This window comes from Herbiconiux sp. SALV-R1, from assembly GCF_013113715.1.
Classification (GTDB): domain Bacteria; phylum Actinomycetota; class Actinomycetes; order Actinomycetales; family Microbacteriaceae; genus Herbiconiux.
Window position 1 is genome coordinate 1,255,523 of record NZ_CP053344.1, and the last position, 21,719, is coordinate 1,277,241.

Here is a 21,719-nt window from a genome sequence, read left to right on the forward strand (position 1 = left end):
GCGGCGATGGCTCGGCGTCTTCCTTCTGCTCCACCCGCCCTGCCCGGGTTCTCGCCCGTGCGGGTGCTCGGCTCGGGGGGTTTCGCCGACGTCTTCCTGTTCGAGCAGAACCTGCCGCGCCGTCAGGTGGCGGTGAAGGTGATGCTGCCCGAGGTGGTGAACGAGCAGGTCAGGCGGATGTTCCGGGTCGAGGCCGATCTGATGGCGGCGCTCAGCGCGCATCCGTCGATCCTCACGGTGTACCAGGCCGGCGTCTCCTCCGACGGGCGGCCGTACCTGGTGATGGAGCTGTGCAGCTCGTCGCTCGGCCAGCGCTACCGCAGCGACCCGCTTCCGGTCGCCGAGGTGCTGCGCATCGGGGTGAAGATCGCGGGCGCGCTGCAGACGGCGCACCAGCAGGGCATCCTGCACCGCGACGTGAAGCCCTCGAACATCCTGCTCACGGCCTACGGCGCGCCGGTGCTCTCCGACTTCGGCATCTCGTCGGGTGCGCGGGGCGTCGCGCCGGCGGATGCGGTGGGCCTGTCCATCCCGTGGTCGGCACCCGAGGTGGTGACGGAGGCCACCAGCGGAACCGTCGCCTCCGAGGTGTGGGCGCTCGGCGCCACGCTCTACTCGCTGCTCGCCGGTCGCTCGCCGTTCGAGGTGCCGGGCGCACCCACCGCCCCGGGGGAGCTCGCCCGCCGCATCGTCAAGTCGAGGCTGCCCGGGGTGGGGCGCGCCGACGTGCCCGCCTCGCTCGAGGAGGTGCTGGCCAGGGCCCTCTCGAAAGACCCGGCGCGCCGCCAGCAGTCGGTGCTCGAGCTGCTGCGCGAGCTGCAGGCGGTCGAGATCGAGCTCGGTCTCTCTCCGACCCCCGCGGAGGTGACGGCGGCCGAGTGGGCGACGGGCGACGTCGGCCGCGACCCTGCCGATCGCACGGTGCTGGCACCGCAAGGCGGCACGGCGGGCGCGAACGGCGTGGGCGGTGCGGATGCGTCGGCATCGCCCGGCTCGCACCACCGCGCCTCGGGCCACGACCCCGTCGTCGCACGGGGCCGAACCGGCCCCCGCCGTGCCCGCCGCAGCTCACCCACCCGCTCGGGGAGCGCATCCGTCGCCGGGTCGACGACCGGTGCCCCGGCGGGCGCGGGCGCCACACGCGCCGCCGGCTCCGCCACCTCGGGGCCGGGTGGGGGCGCTCGACGTCGTCGCCGCCCGCTCGTGCTCGCCGTCTCGGGTGGGGTGGCCGTGCTCGTGCTGGCGGCGGTGGCCGCGGGTGTCGTCATCGCCCAGGGTCAGGGCGGCGGGGCGGCGATTCCGCGGGTGGGCGAGATCGCGGTCGAGGCGCAGGCGGGTGGCGTCCGCTTCAGCTGGGCAGACCCGGGCCTCGAGCCCGGCGACAGCTACCGGGTCACCACGGGCGACGGGCGCACCTCGCTGCAGCGCCAGCCCGAGTTCGTGGCCGCGACCGAGGGCGGCGAGCGGGTCTGCATCAGCGTGGCGGTGGTGCGCGCCGGCAAGGCCGGCGACAGCGGCGCCGAGAGATGCGCCGACTCGCCGTGACCAGCACCACTCCGCCCCGCCGGGCGCGCCCGCGCCGCTCGACCGTGCTCACCGTCGCCGCCACAGCGGCGCTGGTGTCGCTCGTGGCGGTGGCCGCCGTGGTCTCGGACGGCTACACCGCCGAGCGCATGGATCTCGACGACGACACCGTCTGGGTCACCAGCGAGCTGCACCAGGCGGTCGCCCGCGCCAACCCGCGGGTCGGCGAGCTCAACGCGGCGGTGCGCCTGGATTCGAGCTCGCTCACCGTGAGTCAGTTCGGTCAGACGGTGGTGGTGTCGGAGCTCGGCGGCGGCGAGGCCAGGCTGCTCGACACCGCGCGGGCCGACGTCGACGACAGCTTCGCCCTCCCCGTCGGCGACGTGGAGGTCACGGTGGGGGAGCATGTCTCGGCGGTGCTCTCCCGCACGACGGGCGACCTGTGGGTGACGGCCACCTCCGCTCTCGCGGCCTTCGACCCCGCGGTGGCGCCCGACCTCACGCTCGGCGCGGGCGGCGACGCCGTGCTGGCCCCCGACGGCACGGTGTTCGCCGTCTCGCCGGCGAGCTCGACGGTGTTCACCCTTCCTGCCGCGGCCGCCCTCGGCGACGCCGCTGCCGCGCCGGAGACCGACGTCGTCGAGCTGCGCGCCGGCGCCGACGCGGCGATCTCGTCGGTCGGCGACACCTGGGTGGTGCTCGACCGAGACGGCGGGCGCCTCCTCACGGCCGACCGCGCGCTGCCGGTCGACCTCGGCCCGGCGACCACCGCAGACGACGACCCGGATGCACGGGGCTCTGTTCTGCAGACCCCTTCGGCGGCGGCACCCTCGGCACCACAGGCTGCACTCGTCGCCACCGCGGCCGCCCTGATCGAGGTGCCCCTCGACGGCGCCGCGCCCCGCACGGTGTCGGCCGGCCACGACGGCACCGCAGCCCCTCCCGCGCGGATCGGCTCGTGCTGGTACGCCGCCTGGGCCGACGGCTCCACCTGGAGCCGATGCGGCGACGCCGACCCCCGGGTGGGCGCCCTCGACGGCATGACCGGCTCCGCGAAGCCGGTGTTCCGCACCAACGGCACGGGAGCCGTGGTGCTGAGCGACGCGGTGACCGGGCGGTCGTGGGACGTCGCCGGGCAGGGCGGCGTGATCGACGACTGGTCGGCGCTGCTCCCCGACACCGCCGCGGGCGCCGACACCGAGACGGCCGTCACCGACGAGACGCCCGAGCTCGACCCGGTGCAGCGGCCGCCGGTCGCGGTCGACGACGAGCTCGGCGCGAGGCCGGGCCGCTCGACGCTGCTGCCGGTGCTGCTGAACGACTACGACCCCAACGACGACGTGATCGTCATCGACTCCGTGGAGGTGCCCGACGGGGTCGACTGGCGCGTCGACGTCGTCTCCGACGGGCAGCAGCTGCAGCTCACGCTGCCCGACCAGGCGGCCGGCGGGCTCGCCTTCGGCTACACCGTCTCCGACGGCCGCGGCGGCACCTCCTCCGCGACCGTGCGGGTGACGGTGCGTGCGCCCGGCGAGAACTCGCCTCCGGTGCAGAGCGTGCGGCCAGCCCTCGAGGTCGGGCTCGGTGGCCGGGCCGAGGTCGACGTGAGGAGCGACTGGTTCGACCCCGATGGCGACGCCTTCTACCTGCTCTCGGCGGGAACGGCGGCCCCCGACACGGTGTCGTTCACCCCGGAGGGCCGCATCACCTTCGCCGACTCGGGCCAGAGCACGGGCGACAAGGAGATCGTGGTCACGGTGAGCGACGGGTCGGCCTCGACCACCGGAACCCTCGCCGTGCGCAGCGCCCCTCCCGAGGAGGCGCCCCTCGCGGTCGACGGCTGGGTGGCGCAGGTGCGGGTGGGCGAGGAGGTCGTGCTCTCCCCGCTCGACCACGTCACCGGGGGCGGCCCGCAGCTGCGGCTGGCCAACGTGCCGGCGCAGGAGGGGCTCACTCTCGACGCCGACTACTCGGGTGGCACCGTGCGGCTCACCGCGCTCGCCGCGGGTTCGCACCTCGTCGAGGTGGCGGTGAGCGACAGCGCACGCACCGCATCCGGCGTCGTGAGGGTGATCGCGAGCGTGCCGCCCGACGCGAGCACCCGGCCCGTCACCGTGCCGCACTCCGCCTTCGCCCGGCAGGGTGAGGGCGTGCTGGTCGACGTGCTGTCGCGCGACTTCGACCCGGCGGGCGGCGTGCTCATCGTCACGGGAGCCGACGCCGGAGACGACGACGGGCTGCGCGTCGAAGTGCTCGAACAGCGGATGCTGCGGGTCACGCTCACCCGGCCGGCGGAGTCGTCGGCGGTCACGCTGTCGTACACCGTGACCAACGGTCTCGCCGAGGCGGAGGGCACCGTGACGGTGATCGAGATCACCGACCCCGGCGTGCGTCAGCCGCCGGTCGCCGAACCCGACACCGCCTCCGTGCGGGTGGGAGACGTCGTCGACATCCCGGTGCTCGCGAACGACGTGCACCCCGACGGCGAGCCGCTGACCCTGGCGCCCCAGCTCGTGCGCGGCCCTTCCGAGTCGGCAGGCCTCCTGTTCACCTCGGGTGACCGGCTGCGCTACCTGGCGCCCACGACGCCGGGCGACTTCTCGGCCGTCTACCGGGTGGAGGCACCCGACGGGCAGTGGGCCACCGCATCCGTCACCATCAGCGTGCGCGAGTCAGACCCCACGGCGAACGCGGCGCCCGTTCCGCGGCCGGTGACCGCGCGCGTGGTGGCGGGCGAGACCGTGCGCATCGGCATCCCACTCGGGGGCGTCGACCCCGACGGTGACTCGGTGCAGTTCCTCGGCGTCGACGGGGCGCCGGCCAAGGGAGCCGTCACCGCCAGCGGGCCCGACTGGATCGACTTCACCGCCGGCGACTACTCCAGCGGAACCGACGAGATCGGGTACACCGTCGTCGACCGGCTGGGCGCTCGCGCGACCGGAACCGTGCGGGTGGGCATCGCGCCGCGCGTCGAGGGTGCGCGGAACCCGGTCGCGACCACCGACGAGGTGACGGTGAGGCCGGGCCGCACCGTGCTCGTGCGGGTGCTCGACAACGACTCCGACCCCGACGGCGGGGCCCTCAGCGTCACCTCCGTCACCCCGCAGCAGCCCTCCGACGACGCGGCAGCCGATGCCGACGAAAAAGCGGCGACCGTGGTCGACGACCTCGTCTCGATCGTGGCCCCCAAGCAGCCGGGGAGGTACGGATACCTCTACGAGATCGCGAACGAGCGCGGCGGAACCGCGTCGGGCTTCGTCACGCTCGAGGTGAGCGATGACGCCCCGCTGTCGCGCCCGGTGGTGAGCGACACCGTGGTGCCGCTCGCCGACATCCTCGACAGCGACTCGGTCGACGTCGACGTGCTCTCGCGGGTGTTCTTCGCCGAGGGCTCCGCCCGACAGCTGTGGCTGACGGTGCTGCCGTCGTTCTCGGGCGTGGCGCGGGTGGTCAACGGCAGGGTGCGGGTGCAGGTGCAGCAGGAGCAGCAGATCATCCCGTTCACGGTCGCCCACCCCGACGACCCGAACCTGCGCTCGTCGGGGTTCATCTGGGTTCCCGGTCTCGCCGACGCCCTGCCCCAGCTGCGGCCCGGCGCGCCGAAGCTCACGGTGCGCTCGGGGTCGGAGCTGCACATCGACCTCGACGAGCAGGTGGTGGTCGTGGGCGGCGGCCGGCCCGTGGTCGCCGACCCCAGCACCGTGCGCGCCAGCCACGGCGACGGCGGGCAGCTGGTCGTCGACGAGCACACCCTCGCCTTCCGCAGCGAGGAGGGGTACTTCGGGCCCGCCTCGGTGTCGTTCCAGGTCGCCGACGGCACCGGCGCCGACGCCAGGCGAGCGACCCTGGTGCTGCCCGTCACCGTCACCCCCCGCACCGACCAGCCCCCGGTGCTGAACGGCGCCTCACTCGAACTGGAGCCCGGCCAGCGCCGCACCCTCGACCTCACCAGACTCACCACGGTGCCGGGCGGCAGATCGGGCGCGCTCGGCTTCGCGCTGCTCGACCCGCGGCCGACCGGGTTCCGCGCGGTGCTCGTCGGCTCGTCGCTCACGATCGAGGTGCCCGACACCGCTGTGCGGGGGAGCGCCGGCGCCCTCACGGTGGGGGTCTCGAGCGACGGCACGGCGGGCCGGGCGGGGCGCATCGACGTGAGCGTGGTGTCGTCGACCCGGCCGCTCGCCGTCCCCGGCACCGACACGGTCGACGTGCGTCGTGGCACGACGGCCTCGGTCGACGTGCTCTCCGACGACCAGGCGACGAACCCCTTCCCCGAGACCCCGCTGCGCGTGGTCGCCGTGCGGGGCGCCGACGCGGCGAGTCTGCCGGCGGGGTTGAGCATCCGGCCGAGCGCCGACCGCTCGCAGCTGCAGGTCACCGCGGCCGCCGACGCCGCCCCGGGCGACGTCACCGTGCAGTACCAGGTGGCCGACGCCACCGGCGACCCCGAACGGGCGGTGTGGGGCCGTGTGCGCATCCGGCTGCTCGACCGCCCCGACCCGGTGCGGCAGCTCGCCGTCACCGGCTTCGGCGACCGCACGATCGCCCTGTCGTTCTCTCCCGGCCCCGCGAACAACGCGCCCGTCACCGGTTTCGACGTCACGGCGCGCAGCACGGCGGGCGCTTCCGTCACCACGAGGTGCACCGGTACCTCCTGTGTGGTCGGCACGCCGGCGAACGGGCCCGAGAACGCGGTGACCCTGAGCGTCGTCGCCCGCAACGCGGTGGGCGCCTCCGACGCCGCGGTCTACGCGGTGCCCGTGTGGTCCGACGTGCTGCCCGCGGCCCCGGCCGGGCTCACCGCGCACCCGCTCGACGGCGGACTCGAGCTGAGCTGGGCCGCCTCGACGGTGCAGGCCGGCGGGTCGGCGGTGCGGCAGTACGACGTGACGGTCGACGGCCGCCTCGTGCAGACGCTCGACGCGGCGGGTGCGGGCTGCGACGGCGCCGGATGCGTCACCCGCGTCACCGGGCTCGCCAACGGCTCCTCCGCCTCGGTGAGCGTCACCGCGCGCAACGGGGCCCTGCCGGCGCTCGCGGTGTGGGCGTCCTCGACGGTCACCGGCACGCCGTACGGGCCGCCGCTCGCCTCGGTCGTGAACGCCGCGGTCGACCCGGCAGCTGCCCTCGGGTCGGTCACGCTCAGCTGGGCCGAGTTCCCCTCGAACGGCGACGCCGTCGCCGGATACTACGCCCAGCTCCTCGCGCCGGGGAGCAGCTCCGCGCCCACGGGGGCCCAGGCGTGCACGGTGACGGCGCCCGCGCCAGGATCGGTGGTCGCCCCTCAGACCGGGGGAGCGGTGCTGGCCCAGCAGAGCCTCGACAGCGGGGCGCGCAGCGCGGTCTTCAGCGGCCTCGGCGAGATCGACACCGGGTACTCCTTCGTGGTGTGGGGGTACAACGCTGCAGGATGCACGGCGTCGGCGATCGCCACGGCCGTCGCCACCCCGAGCCCCGGCCGGGTCGACGCGGCGGCGGTGTCGATGGAGATGGCCGACTCGGGCGACACCGTCGACGTGAGGGTGCTGAGCGCTCCCGCGCCCGGCCCGCTCGCCGACCCGCGCTACCGCGTGCAGCGCGTCGACGCCGGGGGCGCGCCGCTCGGGCGGCCGGTCGCCTTCACGCTCGGCGGCTTCCCCCGCCAGCTCACCGGGGGCGACTTTGGCGAGAACTACCGCTTCGTCATCACCGCGTGCAGCACCTGGGGCGGCACGGAGGTGTGCGGCCCCGCCTCCGAGCCGGTGACCGCGCCGGGGCCCTCGCTCACTTTCGACTTCGGTGTCGAGCCGGTCTACTCGGGCGGAGTGTGGAGCTGGCCCAACGGGCCGGCCAACGGGGCGATCGTCGCCCGGTACTTCTGCGGGGGGCCCGGCGCGCCGCCTGCCCAGAGCGAGACGGCGGGAACCGCGACCGCCACCTCCTGCACCCCGGCCGCACCCGCGCCCGCGGTGGGGGACGCGTGGCTGCTGGTGGCGATCGGTGACCACGAGCGTGTGTACTTCGGCTAGGAGAGAGGCCCACCCATGACCATGACAGCCGACCAGGCGACCCGCTTCGCCGACGTCTTCGACCGGCTCGCGGCGAACGTCGAGCGCGCCCTGCAGGGCAAGTCGCCGGTGGTGCGGCTGGCCCTCGTGGCCATGCTGAGCGAGGGGCACCTGCTGCTCGAAGACGCTCCCGGCACGGGCAAGACCTCGCTGGCGCGCGCCCTCGCCGAGAGTGTGCGGGGAACCAGCAGCCGCATCCAATTCACCCCCGATCTGCTGCCCGGCGACATCACGGGCGTGAGCGTGTTCGACCAGGCCTCGGGGCGCTTCGTGTTCCACCCGGGAGCGGTATTCGCGAACGTCGTGCTGGCCGACGAGATCAACCGGGCGAGCCCCAAGACCCAGGCGGCGCTGCTCGAGGTGATGGAGGAGGGGCGGGTCACCGTCGACGGCTCCTCGCACGACGCCGGCGAACCGTTCATGGTGATCGCCACCCAGAACCCGATCGAGCAGGCGGGCACCTACCGGCTGCCCGAGGCCCAGCTCGACCGCTTCCTCATCAAGACCTCGATCGGGTACCCCGACCACGCGACGACCCTGCGCATCCTCGAAGGTGCGACGGAGCGGCCGCACGGTGAGCGGCTGCCCGCGATCATCACCGCCGAGGGGGTGACCGTGCTGGCGGCCGAGGCCCGCTCTGTGCACGTCGACGCGGTGGTGAACGACTACGTCGCCAGGCTCGTGCAGGCGACCCGCGACGCCGAGGAGACGCGGCTCGGGGCGAGCGTGCGCGCCGCCCTCGCGCTCGTGCGGGCGTCGAAGACCCGCGCGGCGTCGCTCGGCCGGCACTTCGTGATCCCCGACGACGTGAAGGCGCTCGTCGTTCCCGTGCTGGCGCACCGCCTCGTGCTCGATCCCGAGGCGGAGTTCGACGGCGTGACCGCCGAGGGCGTGGTGTCGCAGCTGCTGCTCGAGGTGCCCCCGCCCGGAGACGTCACGGCCCGATGACGGAGTCATCGGTGGACCGTGCTGCGCCGGGGGCCGAGGTGGCTCCCGCGGGGGGCGCGCCTCCCCGAACCACGTCGATCTCGGTCGACGCGGCCGGCGTCGCGGTGCTCGTGATGGCGGCCGGGGGTCTCGCGGCCGGACTGCTGCTCGGGTGGACCGAGCTGCTCGTGATCGGCGTCGTGGCCGGGCTGGTCGCACTGGGTGCCGCGGCATTCCTCCTCGGTCGCTCCGAGCTCGAGGTCTCGGTCGCGGTGCTCGAGGGTCGCGTGGTCGCCGGCACCCCGGCCACCGCCCTCGTGCGGGTGCGCAACGTCTCGCGGCGCGCACGGCGGCCGGGTGTCGCCGAGGTCGCCCTCGGCGCACGGGTGCAGAGCGTCGCCGTTCCGCGGCTCGCCGCGGGCGAGCAGGCCGAGCTGCGGGTGGCGCTGCCCGCCGCGCGGCGGGGCGTGCTCGTGGTCGGGCCGGTGACGGTGGTGCGGCGCGACCCGCTCGGGCTCGCCCGCCGCGAGATCGTGCGGTCGGAGACCACCAGCCTGTACGTGCATCCGGCGACCGTCGACCTGCCCGTCGAGGCGCCCGGGCTGCTGCGCGACCTGGAGGGCGTGGCCACCGGCGACCCGGCCGACAGCGACATGTCGTTCCAGGCGTTGCGCGCCTACCTGCCGGGAGACGACCGTCGGCACATCCACTGGAAGAGCACCGCGAAGACGGGCGCCTTCCTGGTGCGGCAGTTCGAGCAGACCCGGCGCAGCCACGTCATCGTGCTGCAGTCGACGAGCCCCGTCGACTACGACTCCCCGGAGGAGTTCGAGCTCGGCGTGAGCGTCGCCGCCTCGATCGCCGCCCGCCTGCTGCGCGACCGCACCGCCGTCTCCGTCTACGCCGGGCACCCCGGGCTCTCCGGTCACTCCGGTCAGCGCGTCGGCCGGTCGCCCGATGTCGCCGGCGCCTCGCGCGCCGGCGCGACGACGAGCCGCGCGGCCCAGCGCACGAACGGCCTCCTCCGCTCCCACGCCCGCATCCCCCTCCTCGACGATCTGAGCGGCGTGCAGCCGGAGCCCGGCACCGCGGGGGTGGTGACGGCGGCACGACGCGTGGCGGAGACCGTCGGCGACGTCTCGTCGCTCTTCCTCGTGGCGGGCAGCACGGTGACGGCCCGGCAGTGGCGGGCCGCCGCCGCCCACCTGCCGCGCGGCGTCGAGGTCGTTGCCGTCGTCGCCCGACCGGAGTCGACCCCCACGCTGGTGCGCATCGACTCCGTGCGCATCACCCGCATCGGCTACCTCGACGACCTCGGGCGCGCCCTCGGCAGAGCGGCGGGGCTGTGATGCGCCGGGCCGAGCATCCACGACCCGACCGACGGTACCTGGTCACCACCGCCCTGGCCTTCGGGGCGATGCTCGTGGTCGCCGCCTCGGTCTGGTGGCCCGTGTACGCCTCGGTCTCGTTCGTCGTCATGGTCGCCGTCACCGTCACCTCGGGTGTCGCGCTCACCGGGGTCGCCGCCGCCCGGTCGTGGCCGGCACCGGTGGTGCTCGGGGCGGGGGTGCTGCTGTGGCTGCTGCTCGGCGTGCCCCTCGCGGTGCCGTCGCGGGCGATCGGCGGAGTGCTGCCCTCGGGGGCCGGGCTCGCCGACCTCGTGGTGACCACCGCATCCGGATGGCGGCAGCTGCTCACCATCGAGCCGCCGGTGGGGAGCTACCAGGCGCTCCTCGTTCCCTGCTACTCGCTCCTCCTGCTGGCGTCGGTGCTCGTGGTGAGCATCGCCACCCGCACCAGGCGGCCGGTGCTCGCGCTGCTCTGCCCGGGCGCCGTGGTGGTGGCGGCGCTCGTCTTCGGAGGCCCGCCGGGGCCGGCGCCCGCCCTCAGCGGGGCGGTGCTGGCCGTGCTCGCCCTGGGCTGGCTCGCGCTCGGGTTGCCCACGCGCGTGGCCGCCGCCGGTGCGGCGCGACCCGGCCGCCCACGCCCTCCGGTGCGGGCCGCGCTCGGCGCGCTGATGGGTGTCGCCGTGGTGGCCGGGCTGGTCGCGGGAGGCGTGTCGGCGCTGCCGTCGGCGCACCGGGCGGCGGCGAGGGATGCGGTGGTGCAGCAGTTCGACGCGTCGCAGCAGAGCAGTCCCCTCGCCGCGTATCGCGCGTACCTCAAGGCGCCGCTCGCCGACTCCGTCGTGCTCGGCGTCACGGGCGCGCAGCCAGGCGACCGGGTCGTGGTGGCGCGGCTCGACGACTACGACGGCGTGGTGTTCGGCGTCGGTCCCGACGAGCACTTCGACCGCGTGGCGGGCCGGCTGCCGGGAGGCGCGCGCGGGGCGCCGAGCACGACGGAGTCGGGCGGATCGGGTCCGTCGGGCGGCTCGGCCGACGGCGCGGGCGGGCCCGTCGAGGTCGTCGTGCAGGTGGGCGAGTACTCCGGCGTGTGGGTGCCGACCGTCGGCGACCCCCGGTCGATCTCGTTCGGCGGCGACGGCGCGCTGCAGAACGAGCTGTTCTACGACGGCGCACTCGGCATGCCGGCGGTGTCGGGCGGGCTGGCGCCCGGCGACTCGTACACGCTCGAGGCCGTGGGCACGACCGCCGGCGTGGCCGATCCGGGGGCAGAGGGGGAGGCGCTCGGCGCCCTGACACCCGCCGCACCGGTCGGAGCGCTCCCTGCCGAGACTCCCGACGCGGTGACGACGCGCCTCGCCGAGTGGGCGCCCGCCGACCGATCGCCCGGCGCACGCCTGGCCGGTGTCGTCGCGGGGCTGCGCTCGGGCTACCTGTCCGGGGGCGGCGGGGACGGCCGGGCCGAGGGCACCGGCGGGTCTGCCGTGGGCGGTGCCGATCGCTTCGCCCGCTCGGGCCACGGGGCCGATCGCCTCGAGGAGCTGCTCACCGCGAGCCCCATGCTGGGCGACGACGAGCAGTATGCGGCGGCCGGCGCCCTGCTCGCGCAGGCAGTGGGCTTCCCGGCCCGCGTGGTGTTCGGCTTCGTCGTGCCCGAGCCCGGGGCCGACCCGTCGGCTGACCCGTCGACGGCCGACCCGTCGGCTGACCCGTCGGCGGGCCCCGCGATCGAGGTGCGCGGCCGCGACGTGGCGGCCTGGATCGAGGTCGACACGGCGGAGGCCGGCTGGGTGCCCCTCGACGTCACCCCCGAACCGCGACCGGTGCCCGAGAGCCCCGTCGACGACAGCGCGCTCGCCGTGCAGCCTCCCGTCGTCGTGCCGCCCGCCTCGGGGGAGCTCTCCGACCCGCTCGCTCAGGCCGCCTCCGAGAGCGACGACGACGCTCCCGACGCCGAGACGGGCCTGCCGCTCGCCCTGCGCATCCTCCTCATCGTGGGCCTCGCCCTCACGGGCCTCGCGGTGCTGGCCGCGCCGTTCCTCACCGTGATCGTGCTGAAGGCGCGGCGACGGGAGCGACGGCGCCGCACCGGACCGGCGCGCGGTCGCGCGACCGGCGCCTGGGCCGAGCTCACCGACGCCGCCCGCGACCTCGCGGTCGAGCTTCCCCCGGCGTCGACGCGGAGCCAGGCCGCAGGCGCCCTCGGCGGCACCGACGCGGTGACGCTCGCCCTGCTCGTCGACACGGCGGCCTTCGCCCCCGACGACCCCACCGAGGAGGAGATCGACACCCTGTGGCTGCTCTCCGACCGGGAGCGCAGACGCCTGCTCGCCGGTCGCGGCATCGTCTCGAGGCTCCGCTCGCGGGTCTCCCTCCGATCGGTGCGCACGTATCATGGCAGGGACAGGAAGAGGCGAGACGTCCCGTGAAGTGCAGAACCTGCGGCACGCCACTCAGCGCCGGTGCGCTGCTGTGCGGCGAGTGCGGAACCTCGGCGATCGCGCCGCGACCCACCCTCGGCGACACCGCCCACCACGACCGGGCCGCCCTCCTCGCGGCCATCCGCGGTGAACTCGGCAGCGCAACCCGCGCCCCGGCTCGCACGCCGGCTCGCACGGCAGCGCCCGCCGCTCCCGCCCACCCGGCCGCCCACCCGGCCGATCTCCCGCAGCAGCAGCCCCGCCGCGAGCAGCCCACCCGCGCCCACGCCGCGCCCCGCACGGGCGCGACCTTCAGCCTCGTCTTCAGCACCGGGGAGAGCGTGCGCGTCTCGGGCAGCGGCCTGGTGGGCCGGAACCCCGTTCCCGCACCCGACGAGCACATCGACTACCTCGTGCAGATCATCGACCCGCAGCGCAGCGTCTCGAAGACCCACCTCGAGTTCGGGGTCGACGGCGAGCAGTTCTGGGTGCGCGACCGCGGCTCGGCCAACGGCACCCGCCTCGGTGCCGACACCGGGGAGCCCGTCGAGCTCGCCGCCGGCGAGTGGACCATCGCCCCGCGCGGCACCCGCATCGGCATCGGCGACGAGCACCTCGACGTGCACTGAGCGACGCGAGCCGCGCATCCGTCACCACCGACGGAATCGTCGGTTTTCTCCATCACCACGCACGGAATTCGTAAATTCCCTGTAACAGCTTGCCGAATCCGTCGTGGGGACTGTCGGTCGAGCCGGGCGTTGTGCCAGTCTCTTCCTACTCGCCCGCGATCGCCTGCACCGACGCGGGCGGGTCATCACAGCCCGCACGATGAGGAAGGCGCGACGAGTCATGACTCCGAGAACCCCGCACGACCCGATGATCATCCAGGCGATCAGGCACTCGCAGGCGCTGCAGAAGGCGAGGGCGCTCCAGCTCTCGCGACGCGGCTTCCTCGGTGCCGCCGGCTTCGGTGCCACGGCCCTCGCGCTCGCCGCGTGCTCGGGAGGCGAGCGCAAGGAGCTCACCCCGGCCAAAGACCTCTCGGCCAGCGAGAAGACCCTCACCTGGGACAACTGGCCCGCCTACATGGACGAGGACGACGACGGCAACTACCCCACCCTCATCGGCTTCGAAGACGAGACCGGCATCACCGTCACCTACAACGTCGCGGTCGACGACAACAACAGCTACTACGCGAAGGTCAAAGACCAGCTCGCGCTGGGGCAGGACATCGGCGCCGACACCGTCTGCCTCACCGACTGGATGGTCGCCCGCCTCGTGCGCAACGGCTACGTGCAAGAGCTCGACCACGCGAACATCCCGAATATCGCGAACCTCTCCGAGGCCTTCGCGAACCCCGACTTCGACAAGGGCCGCAGCCACTCCCTGCCGTGGCAGGGCGGCTTCGCCGGCATCTGCTGGAACAAGGAGAAGGTGCCGAACGGTCTCGCCAGCGTCGACGACCTGTGGGACTCGGCACTCAAGGGCCGCGTGGGCGTGCTCAGCGAGATGCGCGACACCATGGGCCTCATCATGCTGAGCCAGGGCACCGACATCACGGGCGAGTGGGGCGACGACGAGTTCGCCAACGCGATGGATGCGTTCACGAAGCAGGTCGAAGACGGCCAGATCCGCAACATCAAGGGCAACGCCTACCTCAACGACCTGCAGTCGGAAGACACCTACGCCGCCATCTGCTGGTCGGGCGACATCACGAGCCTCAACGCCACCGCGGGCGACAAGTGGGAGTTCGCGATCCCGGATGCGGGGGGCACGCTCTGGAACGACACCTTCGTCGTGCCGATGGGCTCGGCCCACAAGGGCAACGCCGAGGCCGTCATGAACTACTACTACGAGCCCGAGGTCGCCGCGGAGCTCGCCGCCTGGGTGAACTACGTGACCCCGGTCGTGGGCGCCAAGGAGGCCATGGACGCCATCGACCCCGAGCTGGCCTCGAACCAGCTCATCTTCCCCGACGAGTCGACCCTCGAGACGGTGCACGTGTTCCGCACGCTCACCCCGCAGGAGGAGAACGACTACCAGGCCCAGTTCCAGAAGGTGCTGCTGGGCAGCTGATGGCCACCGCATCCTTCGCCGAGAGCGGCGCCGACCTCGAGCTGCGCGGAATCACCAAGCGCTTCCCGGGCTTTACCGCCATCGAGCAGCTCGACCTCACCATCCCCGCCGGTTCCTTCTTCGCCCTGCTCGGCCCCTCGGGCTGCGGCAAGACCACGACGCTCCGCCTGGTCGCGGGGCTCGAGGAGCCGACCTCGGGCAGCATCCTCATCGGCGGCTCCGACGTCACCGCCACGAAGCCGTTCCAGCGGCCGGTGAACACGGTGTTCCAGTCGTACGCGCTGTTCCCGCACATGTCGATCCTCGAGAACGTCGCCTTCGGGCTGAAGCGGCGCAAGATCGCGGATGCGACGGCCAAGGCCCATGAAGCACTCAAGCTGGTGGAACTCGACCACCTCGCCTCGCGCCGCCCGGCCCAGCTCTCGGGCGGGCAGCAGCAGCGCGTGGCGCTCGCCCGCGCCGTGGTGAACCGCCCGGCGCTGCTGCTGCTCGACGAGCCGCTCGGTGCCCTCGACCTGAAGCTCCGCCGGCAGATGCAGCTGGAGCTGAAGACCATCCAGACCGAGGTGGGCCTCACCTTCCTGCACGTCACTCACGACCAGGAGGAGGCCATGACCATGGCCGACACCGTTGCCGTGATGAACAAGGGCCGCATCGAGCAGATGGGCGCCCCCGAGGAGCTCTACGAGCTGCCGCGCACGGCTTTCGTGGCGAACTTCCTCGGCCAGTCGAACCTGTTCACGGGCACGGTGGTGGGCTCGACCTCCGACCACATCACCGTCGACGTGGGCGGAGTGCCGATCGTGGTGCCGCGCTCCCGCGCCGCCCGGCAGAGCGGCGACATCGCCATCGGCGTGCGGCCCGAGAAGGTGACGCTGCTTACCGAGGCGCCCGCCGCGGAAGCCGGCCGCAACGTGCTCGGCCCCGGCCGGGTGACGGATGTGTCCTTCTCGGGCGTGAGCACCCAGTACCTCGTCGAGGTGCCCGGCATCGGCGAGCTCGTCGTGTTCGCGCAGAACATGGTGTTCGGGCCCGTCGTCTCGGCCGGTGCCGAGGTGTGGCTGTCGTGGAACGCCGACCACGGCTTCGGCCTCGACGACGACCCCGAGGCGGTTCCGCGCTTCGTGCCCGACGCCTCCACCGAGTCGATCGCCCTCCAGCGCCGCATCGCGCTCGAGGAAGAACTCGAGCAGGCGTAGGCGGCGAGCATGGCCTTCACCGCGTTCTCGGCCGCCCCCGCGGTCGAGCAGGCGCCGCGGAAGCGCGGCGCAATCGCCCTGGTGCTGCTCCTGCCGGGCATCGCCTACCTGATGCTGTTCTTCCTGGCACCGCTCATCTCGCTGGTCATCACCTCGTTCCAACAGCCCGACCTCTACGGCGACATCGGCGACTACGTGCCCGGCTTCCAGTGGCAGAACTACGTCGACGCCGTGGGGGAGTACCTCCCGCTCATCCTCCGCGCCTTCGGCTTCGCGCTCATCGCGACCGTGCTCGCCCTGGTCATCAGCTACCCCATCGCCTACCTCATCGGGGTGAAGGCCAGGCGCTTCCCGCTGGTGCAGAGCCTGCTGCTCACCCTGGTGATCGCGCCGTTCTTCATCAGCTTCCTGCTGCGCACGCTGGCCTGGAAGCAGATCATGTCCGACGAGGGCCCGATCGTGGTGTTCCTCAAGTCGGTGGCGATCCTGCCCTCCGACGGGCACCTCACCGGCACGGCGTTCTCGGTGATCTTCGGCCTCACCTACAACTTCATCCCGTTCATGACGCTGCCGCTCTACGCCACGCTCGAGCGGCTCGACGTGCGCTACCTCGAGGCGGGTGCCGACCTCTACGCGAGCCCCTTCACGGTGTTCCGTAAGGTCACCATCCCGCTGTCGATGCCCGGCATCGTGTCGGGAACACTGCTCACGTTCATCCCGGCCGCGGGTGACTACATCAACGCCAGCCGCGACTTCCTCGGTTCGTCGTCGACGGCGATGGTGGGCAACGCGATCGAAGCGAACTTCCTGGTGCTGCAGAACTACCCCATCGCGGCGGCGCTGTCGATCGTGCTGATGGCGGTCATCCTCATCATCGTCGGCGTCTACGTGCGCCGCTCCGGAACGGAGGAGCTGGTATGAAGCGCGGCAAGGGCATCGGCCTCTGGGTCTACACGATCATCGCGCTCGTCTTCCTCCTCATCCCGATCCTCTACACCCTGGTGTTCTCGTTCAACGACTCGGGCAAGCTCAACATCGCCTGGCAGGGGTTCACCCTCGACAAGTGGACGACGGTGTGCAACACCCAGGGTCTGTGCGAAGCCTTCGCGAACAGCATCATCGTGGGGCTCACCGCGACGGTGCTCGCCACGGCGCTCGGCACGCTCATCGCGATCGCCCTGGTGCGCTACCGGTTCAGGGCCCGCTCGGCCATCAGCCTGCTGCTCTTCTTGCCGATGGCGACACCCGAGGTGGTGCTGGGCGCCGGTCTCGCCGCCCAGTTCCTCACGGTGGGCGTCGAGAAGGGGCTCGGCACCATCATCCTGGCCCACACCATGTTCTGCATCAGCTTCGTGGTGGTCACCGTGAAGGCGCGTGTGGCGTCGCTCGACCCCGCGCTCGAGGAGGCGGGTCGCGACCTGTACGGGTCGCCGTCGCAGGTGTTCTGGCGCATCACCTTCCCGCTGCTCGTGCCCGGCATCGCGGCCGCCGCCCTGCTGTCGTTCGCGCTCAGCTTCGACGACTTCATCATCACGAACTTCAACTCCGGCTCCGTCGACACCTTCCCGAAGTTCATCTACATCGCCGCCGCCCGCGGCATTCCCGCCCAGGTCAACGTCATCGCCTCGGCCGTGTTCCTGCTCGCGATCGTGATCGTGATCGTCGTGCAGGTCACCCGGGCCGCTCGTCAGAAACGACTGGCGCGCGAGAGCGCCTAGCAGCAGCGCCGGCTGCGGGCGTCCCTCGCCCCGCTCAGATCGTGGCGCGGATGCTGCCCACGACGTCGGCCCCGCCGTAGACGGCGAGGTCGAGGTCGGGCACGAGCGACTCCACCTGCTGCGCGGTGATCGCGCCGTGGCGGGCGAGGAGGGTGAGCGCGACGAGGGAGGCGGCGCGGAGGCTGCCGTCGAGCATCTTGACCGCGACGGAGGAGCCGTCGGGGGTGGCCATCACCATGACGCCCTCCGCGCCGAGCTTCGCGACCACGCCGAGGCGGTCGATCACGACCGTGTTGGCGCGGCCGGGGCCGTCGATGGCCCAGCCGTTCGCGAGGATGCTCTCGGTGAGCTGCTTCGCCGGGCCCTCCGAGGCACGACGGATGCGCCCGATGCCCCGCGCGAGGGCGACGAGCGACATCGCGTGAACCGGTGCACCGCATCCGTCGACCCCGGAGAGCGCGATCGGCTCGCCGGTCTCGCGTTCGACGGTCGCGACGATGCTCTGCTGCAGCGGATGCGCGGGGTCGAGGTAGCTCGCGGTGTCCCAGCCGTTCTCGACGCACGCGAGCAGCATGGCGGCGTGCTTGCCCGAGCAGTTCATGAAGACGCGCTGCTTGTGCCCGTGCGCCCGCACGAGCTCGTCGCGGGCACCCGAGTCGCCGGGCCAGTCGGCCGGGCAGCCGAGGGCCTCGGCGCCGAGGCCCGCCTTGGCGAGGATCGACTCGACCACCTCGACGTGCCGTGCGGTGGCCGCGTGGCTCGCGGTGGCGAGCACCGTCTGCACCGGGTCGAGCTCCACCCCGGCCTCGAGCACCGTGAGCGCCTGGAACGGCTTCATGCACGAGCGCGGGTACACGGGCGACTTGGGGGAGCCGAGGCGGACCGCGACCTCGCCCGCGGCGTCGAGCAGCACGGCCGAGCCGATGTGCCGCGACTCCACGAAGCCGCTGCGCTCGAGCACCGCCAGCTCGACGCTCTCGTCGATGCCGGCCGTGCCGGGGGTCGCGCCCGCGCCGGCCGGGCCGGCACCCGCATCCGCCGCCACGCTCACGCGCCGAGCTGCGCGAACGCCTCCTCGATCACCGCGAGGGCGTCGAGAAGCAGCTCGTCGCTGATGGCGAGGCTCGGCAGGAAGCGCAGCACGTTGCCGTAGGTTCCGGCGTTCAGCAGCAGCACACCGTGCTGCGCCGCGTACGCCACGACGGCGCTCACGGCCTCGGCGTTCGGCGCCTTGGTGGTGCCGGCGGTGCCGGGCTGCACGAGCTCGATGGCCACCATCGCGCCGATGCCGCGGATCTCGCCCACGATGTCGTAGCGGTCGGCGAGCTTCTGCAGCCCCTCGACGAGCACGCGCTCGATGCGGCGGGCCGACTCGAAGCCCTCGCCGGTCTCGAGCTGCTCGAACACGGCGATCGCCGCCGCAGCCGCGACGGGGTTGCCGCCGAAGGTGCCGCCGAGGCCGCCGGGCTGGGCGGAGTCCATGATCTCGGCGCGGCCCGTGACACCGGCGAGCGGCAGGCCACCCGCGATGCCCTTGGCGCTCAGCACCATGTCGGGCACGAGCCCGAAGTGCTCGCTGGCGAACCAGGCGCCGGTGCGGGCCATGCCGCTCTGGATCTCGTCGGCGATGAACACGATGCCCTCGGCCGTGCACCACTCCTGCAGCGCGGGAAGGTAGCCCTCCGCGGGAACGACGAAGCCGCCCTCGCCCTGGATGGGCTCGACCACGAGGCAGGCGAGGTCGGAGGCGCCGACCGTCTTCTCGAGGTACGCGATGGTGCGCGCGGCCGCCTCGGCCCCCGACAGACCGTCGTGGTAGGGGTAGGAGTTCGGGGCGCGGTAGACGTCGCCGGCGAAGGGCCCGAAGCCGGTGGCGTAGGGTGCCGCCTTGAAGTTCATGGCCATCGTGAGGTTGGTGCGGCCGTGGTAAGCGTGCTCGAGCACGGCGACCCCGGCGCGGCGGGTGTGCTTGCGCGCGATCTTCACGGCGTTCTCCACCGCCTCGGCGCCCGAGTTCACGAGCACGGTGCGCTTCGCGAAGTCACCGGGGGTGTGCTCGGCGAGCAGCTCGGCCACCCGCACGTACTCCTCGTACGGGGTGATGGTGAACAGCGTGTGGGTGACGTCACCCAGCTGCTCGGCCGCCGCGGCCACCACGGCGGCGTCGGTGTGGCCGATGGTGGTGACGCCGATGCCGGCGCCCAGGTCGATGAACTGGTTGCCGTCGACGTCGACGATGATCGCACCGTGCGCCTTCTGGATGTAGACGGGAAGCGCGCTCGACACCCCCGGCGGCACGACGGCGAGGCGTCGTCGCTGCAGCTCCTCCGACTTCGGACCGGGGATCGCGGTCACGATCTTCCGCTCCTGGGGAACCGAGAGAAGCTGGGCGTCGAGGGTGTCAGTCATAGTGCTCCAAGTCTAGATCGGCGCCCGAAGCGGCGACGGCTAGCATGGCCGTGTGAATCGTGAGCATCACTACAGGGTGGATGTGGCCTGGCTCGGCAATCGCGGCAGCGGCACGAGCGGCTACCGCGACTACGGCCGCACCAGCGAGGTGACGGCGGAGGGCAAGCATCCCATCGCCGCCTCCGCCGACCGCACCTTCCACGGCGAGGCCGACCGCTGGAACCCCGAGGAGTTCCTGCTGGCAGCCCTCGCCGAGTGCCACATGCTCTCCTTCCTGCACGTCGCCGTGAAGCACGGGGTCGTGGTCACCGCGTACCGCGACGAGGCCGAAGGCACGATGGAGCAGGAGGGCGAGGGCGGCCGCTTCACCTCGGTGACGCTGCGCCCCGTGGTCACCACGGAGGCCCCGGTCGACCCCGAGGAGTTTGCAGCCATGCACCACGAGGCGAGCGCGGTGTGCTTCATCGCGAACTCGGTGAACTTCCCGGTGCACCACGAGCCCACCGCGGTGGTCGATGCCGGCTGATCGGCCGCACGCGCAGCCGGTCGCGCTGTACCTCAGCGGGCGCACCCTGCGCGGGTCGCTCGGCGAGGCCTTCCGCCGCGACGCACTCGCGCGGTTCGCGCAGAGCTACGGGGATTCGGATGCGCGCGCCCACGTCGCCCTGGCCCGCACCGTCGAACTCACCGCGGTCGCCGTGACCCGAACCGGCCCGGTGCGCCTCGAGGTGGGTGTCGCCGACCCGGCGTTCCGGTCGTTCCTCGACCCGGAGGCTGCCCGTCGGCCGACCGCCGTCGGCGGCGAGCAGACCTTCACCGTCGACGTCGACGCCCTCCCCGGCCTCCGCCCGCTCTCGGGCCCGCCGGGGGTCGACACCTCGCGTCACGCCGTCGTGCGGGTGGAGTCGGCCGAGCGGCTCGAGCTGCGGGTCACCGTCATCCCTCCGGACTGAGCGCCTCCAGGCGCGCCCGCACCTCGAGCGCCATCGTCGCGCTCAGCTGGGTGGAGAGGAACGTCCGCGCCGGGGGAGGAGCACCCCACACGTCGGCCGCACGAAGACCGGCGGATGCGCGCATCCCCGACCACAGGGCATCCGTGGTGTCGCGCACGAAGCCGGCGAGCATCCGGTGGTCGTTTGACGCGGACGGGAGGAGGGGCACGAGCTCGCCGAGGTAGCGCACGAACACACCCTTGAACAGGCCGACGTCGCCGCCCGCCCGCTGGTCGAACCGCGAGTTCTCCGAGTCGATGACGCCCGACGGGGCGAGCCGACGCACCGCCGTGACCGCGGTGCGCACCGCGGCGTCGAGCGGCTCGGTGCGTCCCGAGCCGCGGTACTGCTCGACGAGCGCACCGATGTAGAGGCCCTGGCAGTAGCTGAACACCCAGTCGGTGTCGATCGCGCCGTCGCCGAGGCGGTTCACGCCGTCGAAGACCAGCCCGCTGCCCGGGTCGACGAGCCCCGCGTCGTCGAACCAGCGCAGCGTCGCGGCCGCGTAGTCGCCGAACTCGCGCGCACCGGTGAGCGCGCCGAGGCGCGCCGAGAGGAGGGCGAAGGTGCCGTTCGAGGGCGCGTTCTTGTACTGCAACTGCTGCACCCGCCACGGCACGCCGGCGGTGCCCGAGGCCTGCCAGCCGGCGCGCTGGATGTGGCGCCAGAGCGCGATCGCGTCGTCGAGACAGCGGGCATCGCCCGAGGCGCGGTGCAGCCGCAGCAGGGCGATGCCGAGCCAGCCCATGTCGTCGAAGTAGTCGTTGAACAGGCCCCGGTTGCGCCGGAGCAGCGCGGTGCGCACGCGCAGGGCGCTCGCCAGCCACAGCGGGTCGCCCGTGCGCTCGAAGGCGTCGACCCGCACCTCGATGAGGTGCGCCCGCCACCAGTAGTTCAGGGTCGCGGCGTCACGCAGGCGGAACGGTGAGGTGTTGCGCCACCCGGGCCAGAGCGGGCGAGGGCCGAACAGGCGGGTGAGGGCATGCTGGGCGGCATCGGCCCGAGCATCCCACCCCCGAGCCGTCATGCTCCGAGAGTAGCCTCCGGTCGCCAATTCGGCT

General features: G+C 73.2%; 15 protein-coding genes. 12 read left to right on the forward strand and 3 right to left on the reverse strand.

The window, feature by feature from the left end; genetic code table 11:
- Positions 1-6: 6 nt before the first annotated feature.
- From HL652_RS06150 to HL652_RS06195, 10 genes are all read left to right on the forward strand, one after another.
- Entirely contained in the window at positions 7-1,545 is a 1,539-nt protein-coding gene (locus tag HL652_RS06150; protein ID WP_171704497.1) for a serine/threonine-protein kinase, read from the forward strand.
- Entirely contained in the window at positions 1,542-7,532 is a 5,991-nt protein-coding gene (locus HL652_RS06155) for an Ig-like domain-containing protein (RefSeq protein WP_171704499.1), read from the forward strand. The genes HL652_RS06150 and HL652_RS06155 overlap by 4 nt, the downstream gene beginning before the upstream one ends.
- A gap of 15 nt (positions 7,533-7,547) precedes the next feature.
- Entirely contained in the window at positions 7,548-8,519 is a 972-nt protein-coding gene (locus tag HL652_RS06160) for an AAA family ATPase (RefSeq protein WP_171704501.1), read from the forward strand.
- A gap of 11 nt (positions 8,520-8,530) precedes the next feature.
- Positions 8,531-9,847 (forward strand): DUF58 domain-containing protein, encoded by a 1,317-nt coding sequence (locus HL652_RS06165; protein WP_171704502.1) that lies wholly within the window; start codon positions 8,531-8,533, stop codon positions 9,845-9,847.
- Positions 9,847-12,273, forward strand: coding sequence for a transglutaminaseTgpA domain-containing protein (locus tag HL652_RS06170; RefSeq protein ID WP_253743825.1), 2,427 nt, complete (start codon positions 9,847-9,849; stop codon positions 12,271-12,273). Before HL652_RS06165 ends, HL652_RS06170 begins: the two co-directional genes overlap by 1 nt.
- Positions 12,270-12,893, forward strand: a complete 624-nt coding sequence (locus HL652_RS06175) for an FHA domain-containing protein (RefSeq protein ID WP_171704506.1) — start codon at positions 12,270-12,272, stop codon at positions 12,891-12,893. Before HL652_RS06170 ends, HL652_RS06175 begins: the two co-directional genes overlap by 4 nt.
- Before the next feature lie 220 nt (positions 12,894-13,113).
- Positions 13,114-14,340 (forward strand): ABC transporter substrate-binding protein, encoded by a 1,227-nt coding sequence (locus HL652_RS06180; RefSeq protein ID WP_171704508.1) that lies wholly within the window; start codon positions 13,114-13,116, stop codon positions 14,338-14,340.
- The gene (locus HL652_RS06185; protein WP_171704510.1) at positions 14,340-15,539 is read left to right on the forward strand and encodes an ABC transporter ATP-binding protein; all 1,200 of its coding nucleotides are present in this window, start codon (positions 14,340-14,342) and stop codon (positions 15,537-15,539) included. The genes HL652_RS06180 and HL652_RS06185 overlap by 1 nt, the downstream gene beginning before the upstream one ends.
- A 9-nt stretch (positions 15,540-15,548) precedes the next feature.
- A complete protein-coding gene (locus HL652_RS06190) occupies positions 15,549-16,460 on the forward strand; it encodes an ABC transporter permease (protein WP_171704512.1) in 912 nt (303 codons plus the stop codon).
- Positions 16,457-17,257: an ABC transporter permease gene (locus HL652_RS06195; protein ID WP_171704514.1), complete on the forward strand. Its 801-nt coding sequence runs from the start codon at positions 16,457-16,459 to the stop codon at positions 17,255-17,257. The genes HL652_RS06190 and HL652_RS06195 overlap by 4 nt, the downstream gene beginning before the upstream one ends.
- A 34-nt stretch (positions 17,258-17,291) precedes the next feature.
- Here HL652_RS06195 and HL652_RS06200 read toward each other — a convergent pair whose 3' ends face one another.
- Together HL652_RS06200 and gabT are read right to left on the reverse strand one after the other, a co-directional pair.
- Positions 17,292-18,308: an asparaginase gene (locus HL652_RS06200; protein WP_371743588.1), complete on the reverse strand. Its 1,017-nt coding sequence runs from the start codon at positions 18,306-18,308 to the stop codon at positions 17,292-17,294.
- Entirely contained in the window at positions 18,305-19,666 is a 1,362-nt protein-coding gene (gabT, locus tag HL652_RS06205) for a 4-aminobutyrate--2-oxoglutarate transaminase (protein WP_171704515.1), read from the reverse strand. The genes HL652_RS06200 and gabT overlap by 4 nt, the downstream gene beginning before the upstream one ends.
- A 52-nt stretch (positions 19,667-19,718) precedes the next feature.
- On the opposite strand from gabT, the gene HL652_RS06210 reads away from it, so the two are divergent.
- Together HL652_RS06210 and HL652_RS06215 are read left to right on the forward strand one after the other, a co-directional pair.
- The gene (locus HL652_RS06210) at positions 19,719-20,192 is read left to right on the forward strand and encodes an OsmC family protein (protein WP_171704517.1); all 474 of its coding nucleotides are present in this window, start codon (positions 19,719-19,721) and stop codon (positions 20,190-20,192) included.
- A complete protein-coding gene (locus HL652_RS06215; RefSeq protein WP_171704519.1) occupies positions 20,182-20,619 on the forward strand; it encodes a hypothetical protein in 438 nt (145 codons plus the stop codon). Before HL652_RS06210 ends, HL652_RS06215 begins: the two co-directional genes overlap by 11 nt.
- Here HL652_RS06215 and HL652_RS06220 read toward each other — a convergent pair.
- Positions 20,603-21,685, reverse strand: a complete 1,083-nt coding sequence (locus tag HL652_RS06220; protein WP_171704521.1) for a glycoside hydrolase family 76 protein — start codon at positions 21,683-21,685, stop codon at positions 20,603-20,605. The two genes, HL652_RS06215 and HL652_RS06220, sit on opposite strands and share 17 nt — an antisense overlap.
- Positions 21,686-21,719: the final 34 nt, after the last annotated feature.

Bases quoted from the DNA above. Each gene is read 5' to 3' on its own strand.
- HL652_RS06150 (WP_171704497.1), top strand. From the start codon at position 7: ATGGCTCGGCGTCTTCCTTCTGCTCCACCCGCCCTGCCCGGGTTCTCG.
- HL652_RS06160 (WP_171704501.1), top strand. From the start codon at position 7,548: ATGACCATGACAGCCGACCAGGCGACCCGCTTCGCCGACGTCTTCGAC.
- HL652_RS06170 (WP_253743825.1), top strand. From the start codon at position 9,847: ATGCGCCGGGCCGAGCATCCACGACCCGACCGACGGTACCTGGTCACC.
- HL652_RS06180 (WP_171704508.1), top strand. From the start codon at position 13,114: ATGACTCCGAGAACCCCGCACGACCCGATGATCATCCAGGCGATCAGG.
- HL652_RS06185 (WP_171704510.1), top strand. From the start codon at position 14,340: ATGGCCACCGCATCCTTCGCCGAGAGCGGCGCCGACCTCGAGCTGCGC.
- HL652_RS06190 (WP_171704512.1), top strand. From the start codon at position 15,549: ATGGCCTTCACCGCGTTCTCGGCCGCCCCCGCGGTCGAGCAGGCGCCG.
- HL652_RS06195 (WP_171704514.1), top strand. From the start codon at position 16,457: ATGAAGCGCGGCAAGGGCATCGGCCTCTGGGTCTACACGATCATCGCG.
- gabT (WP_171704515.1), bottom strand. From the start codon at position 19,666: ATGACTGACACCCTCGACGCCCAGCTTCTCTCGGTTCCCCAGGAGCGG.
- HL652_RS06215 (WP_171704519.1), top strand. From the start codon at position 20,182: ATGCCGGCTGATCGGCCGCACGCGCAGCCGGTCGCGCTGTACCTCAGC.
- HL652_RS06220 (WP_171704521.1), bottom strand. From the start codon at position 21,685: ATGACGGCTCGGGGGTGGGATGCTCGGGCCGATGCCGCCCAGCATGCC.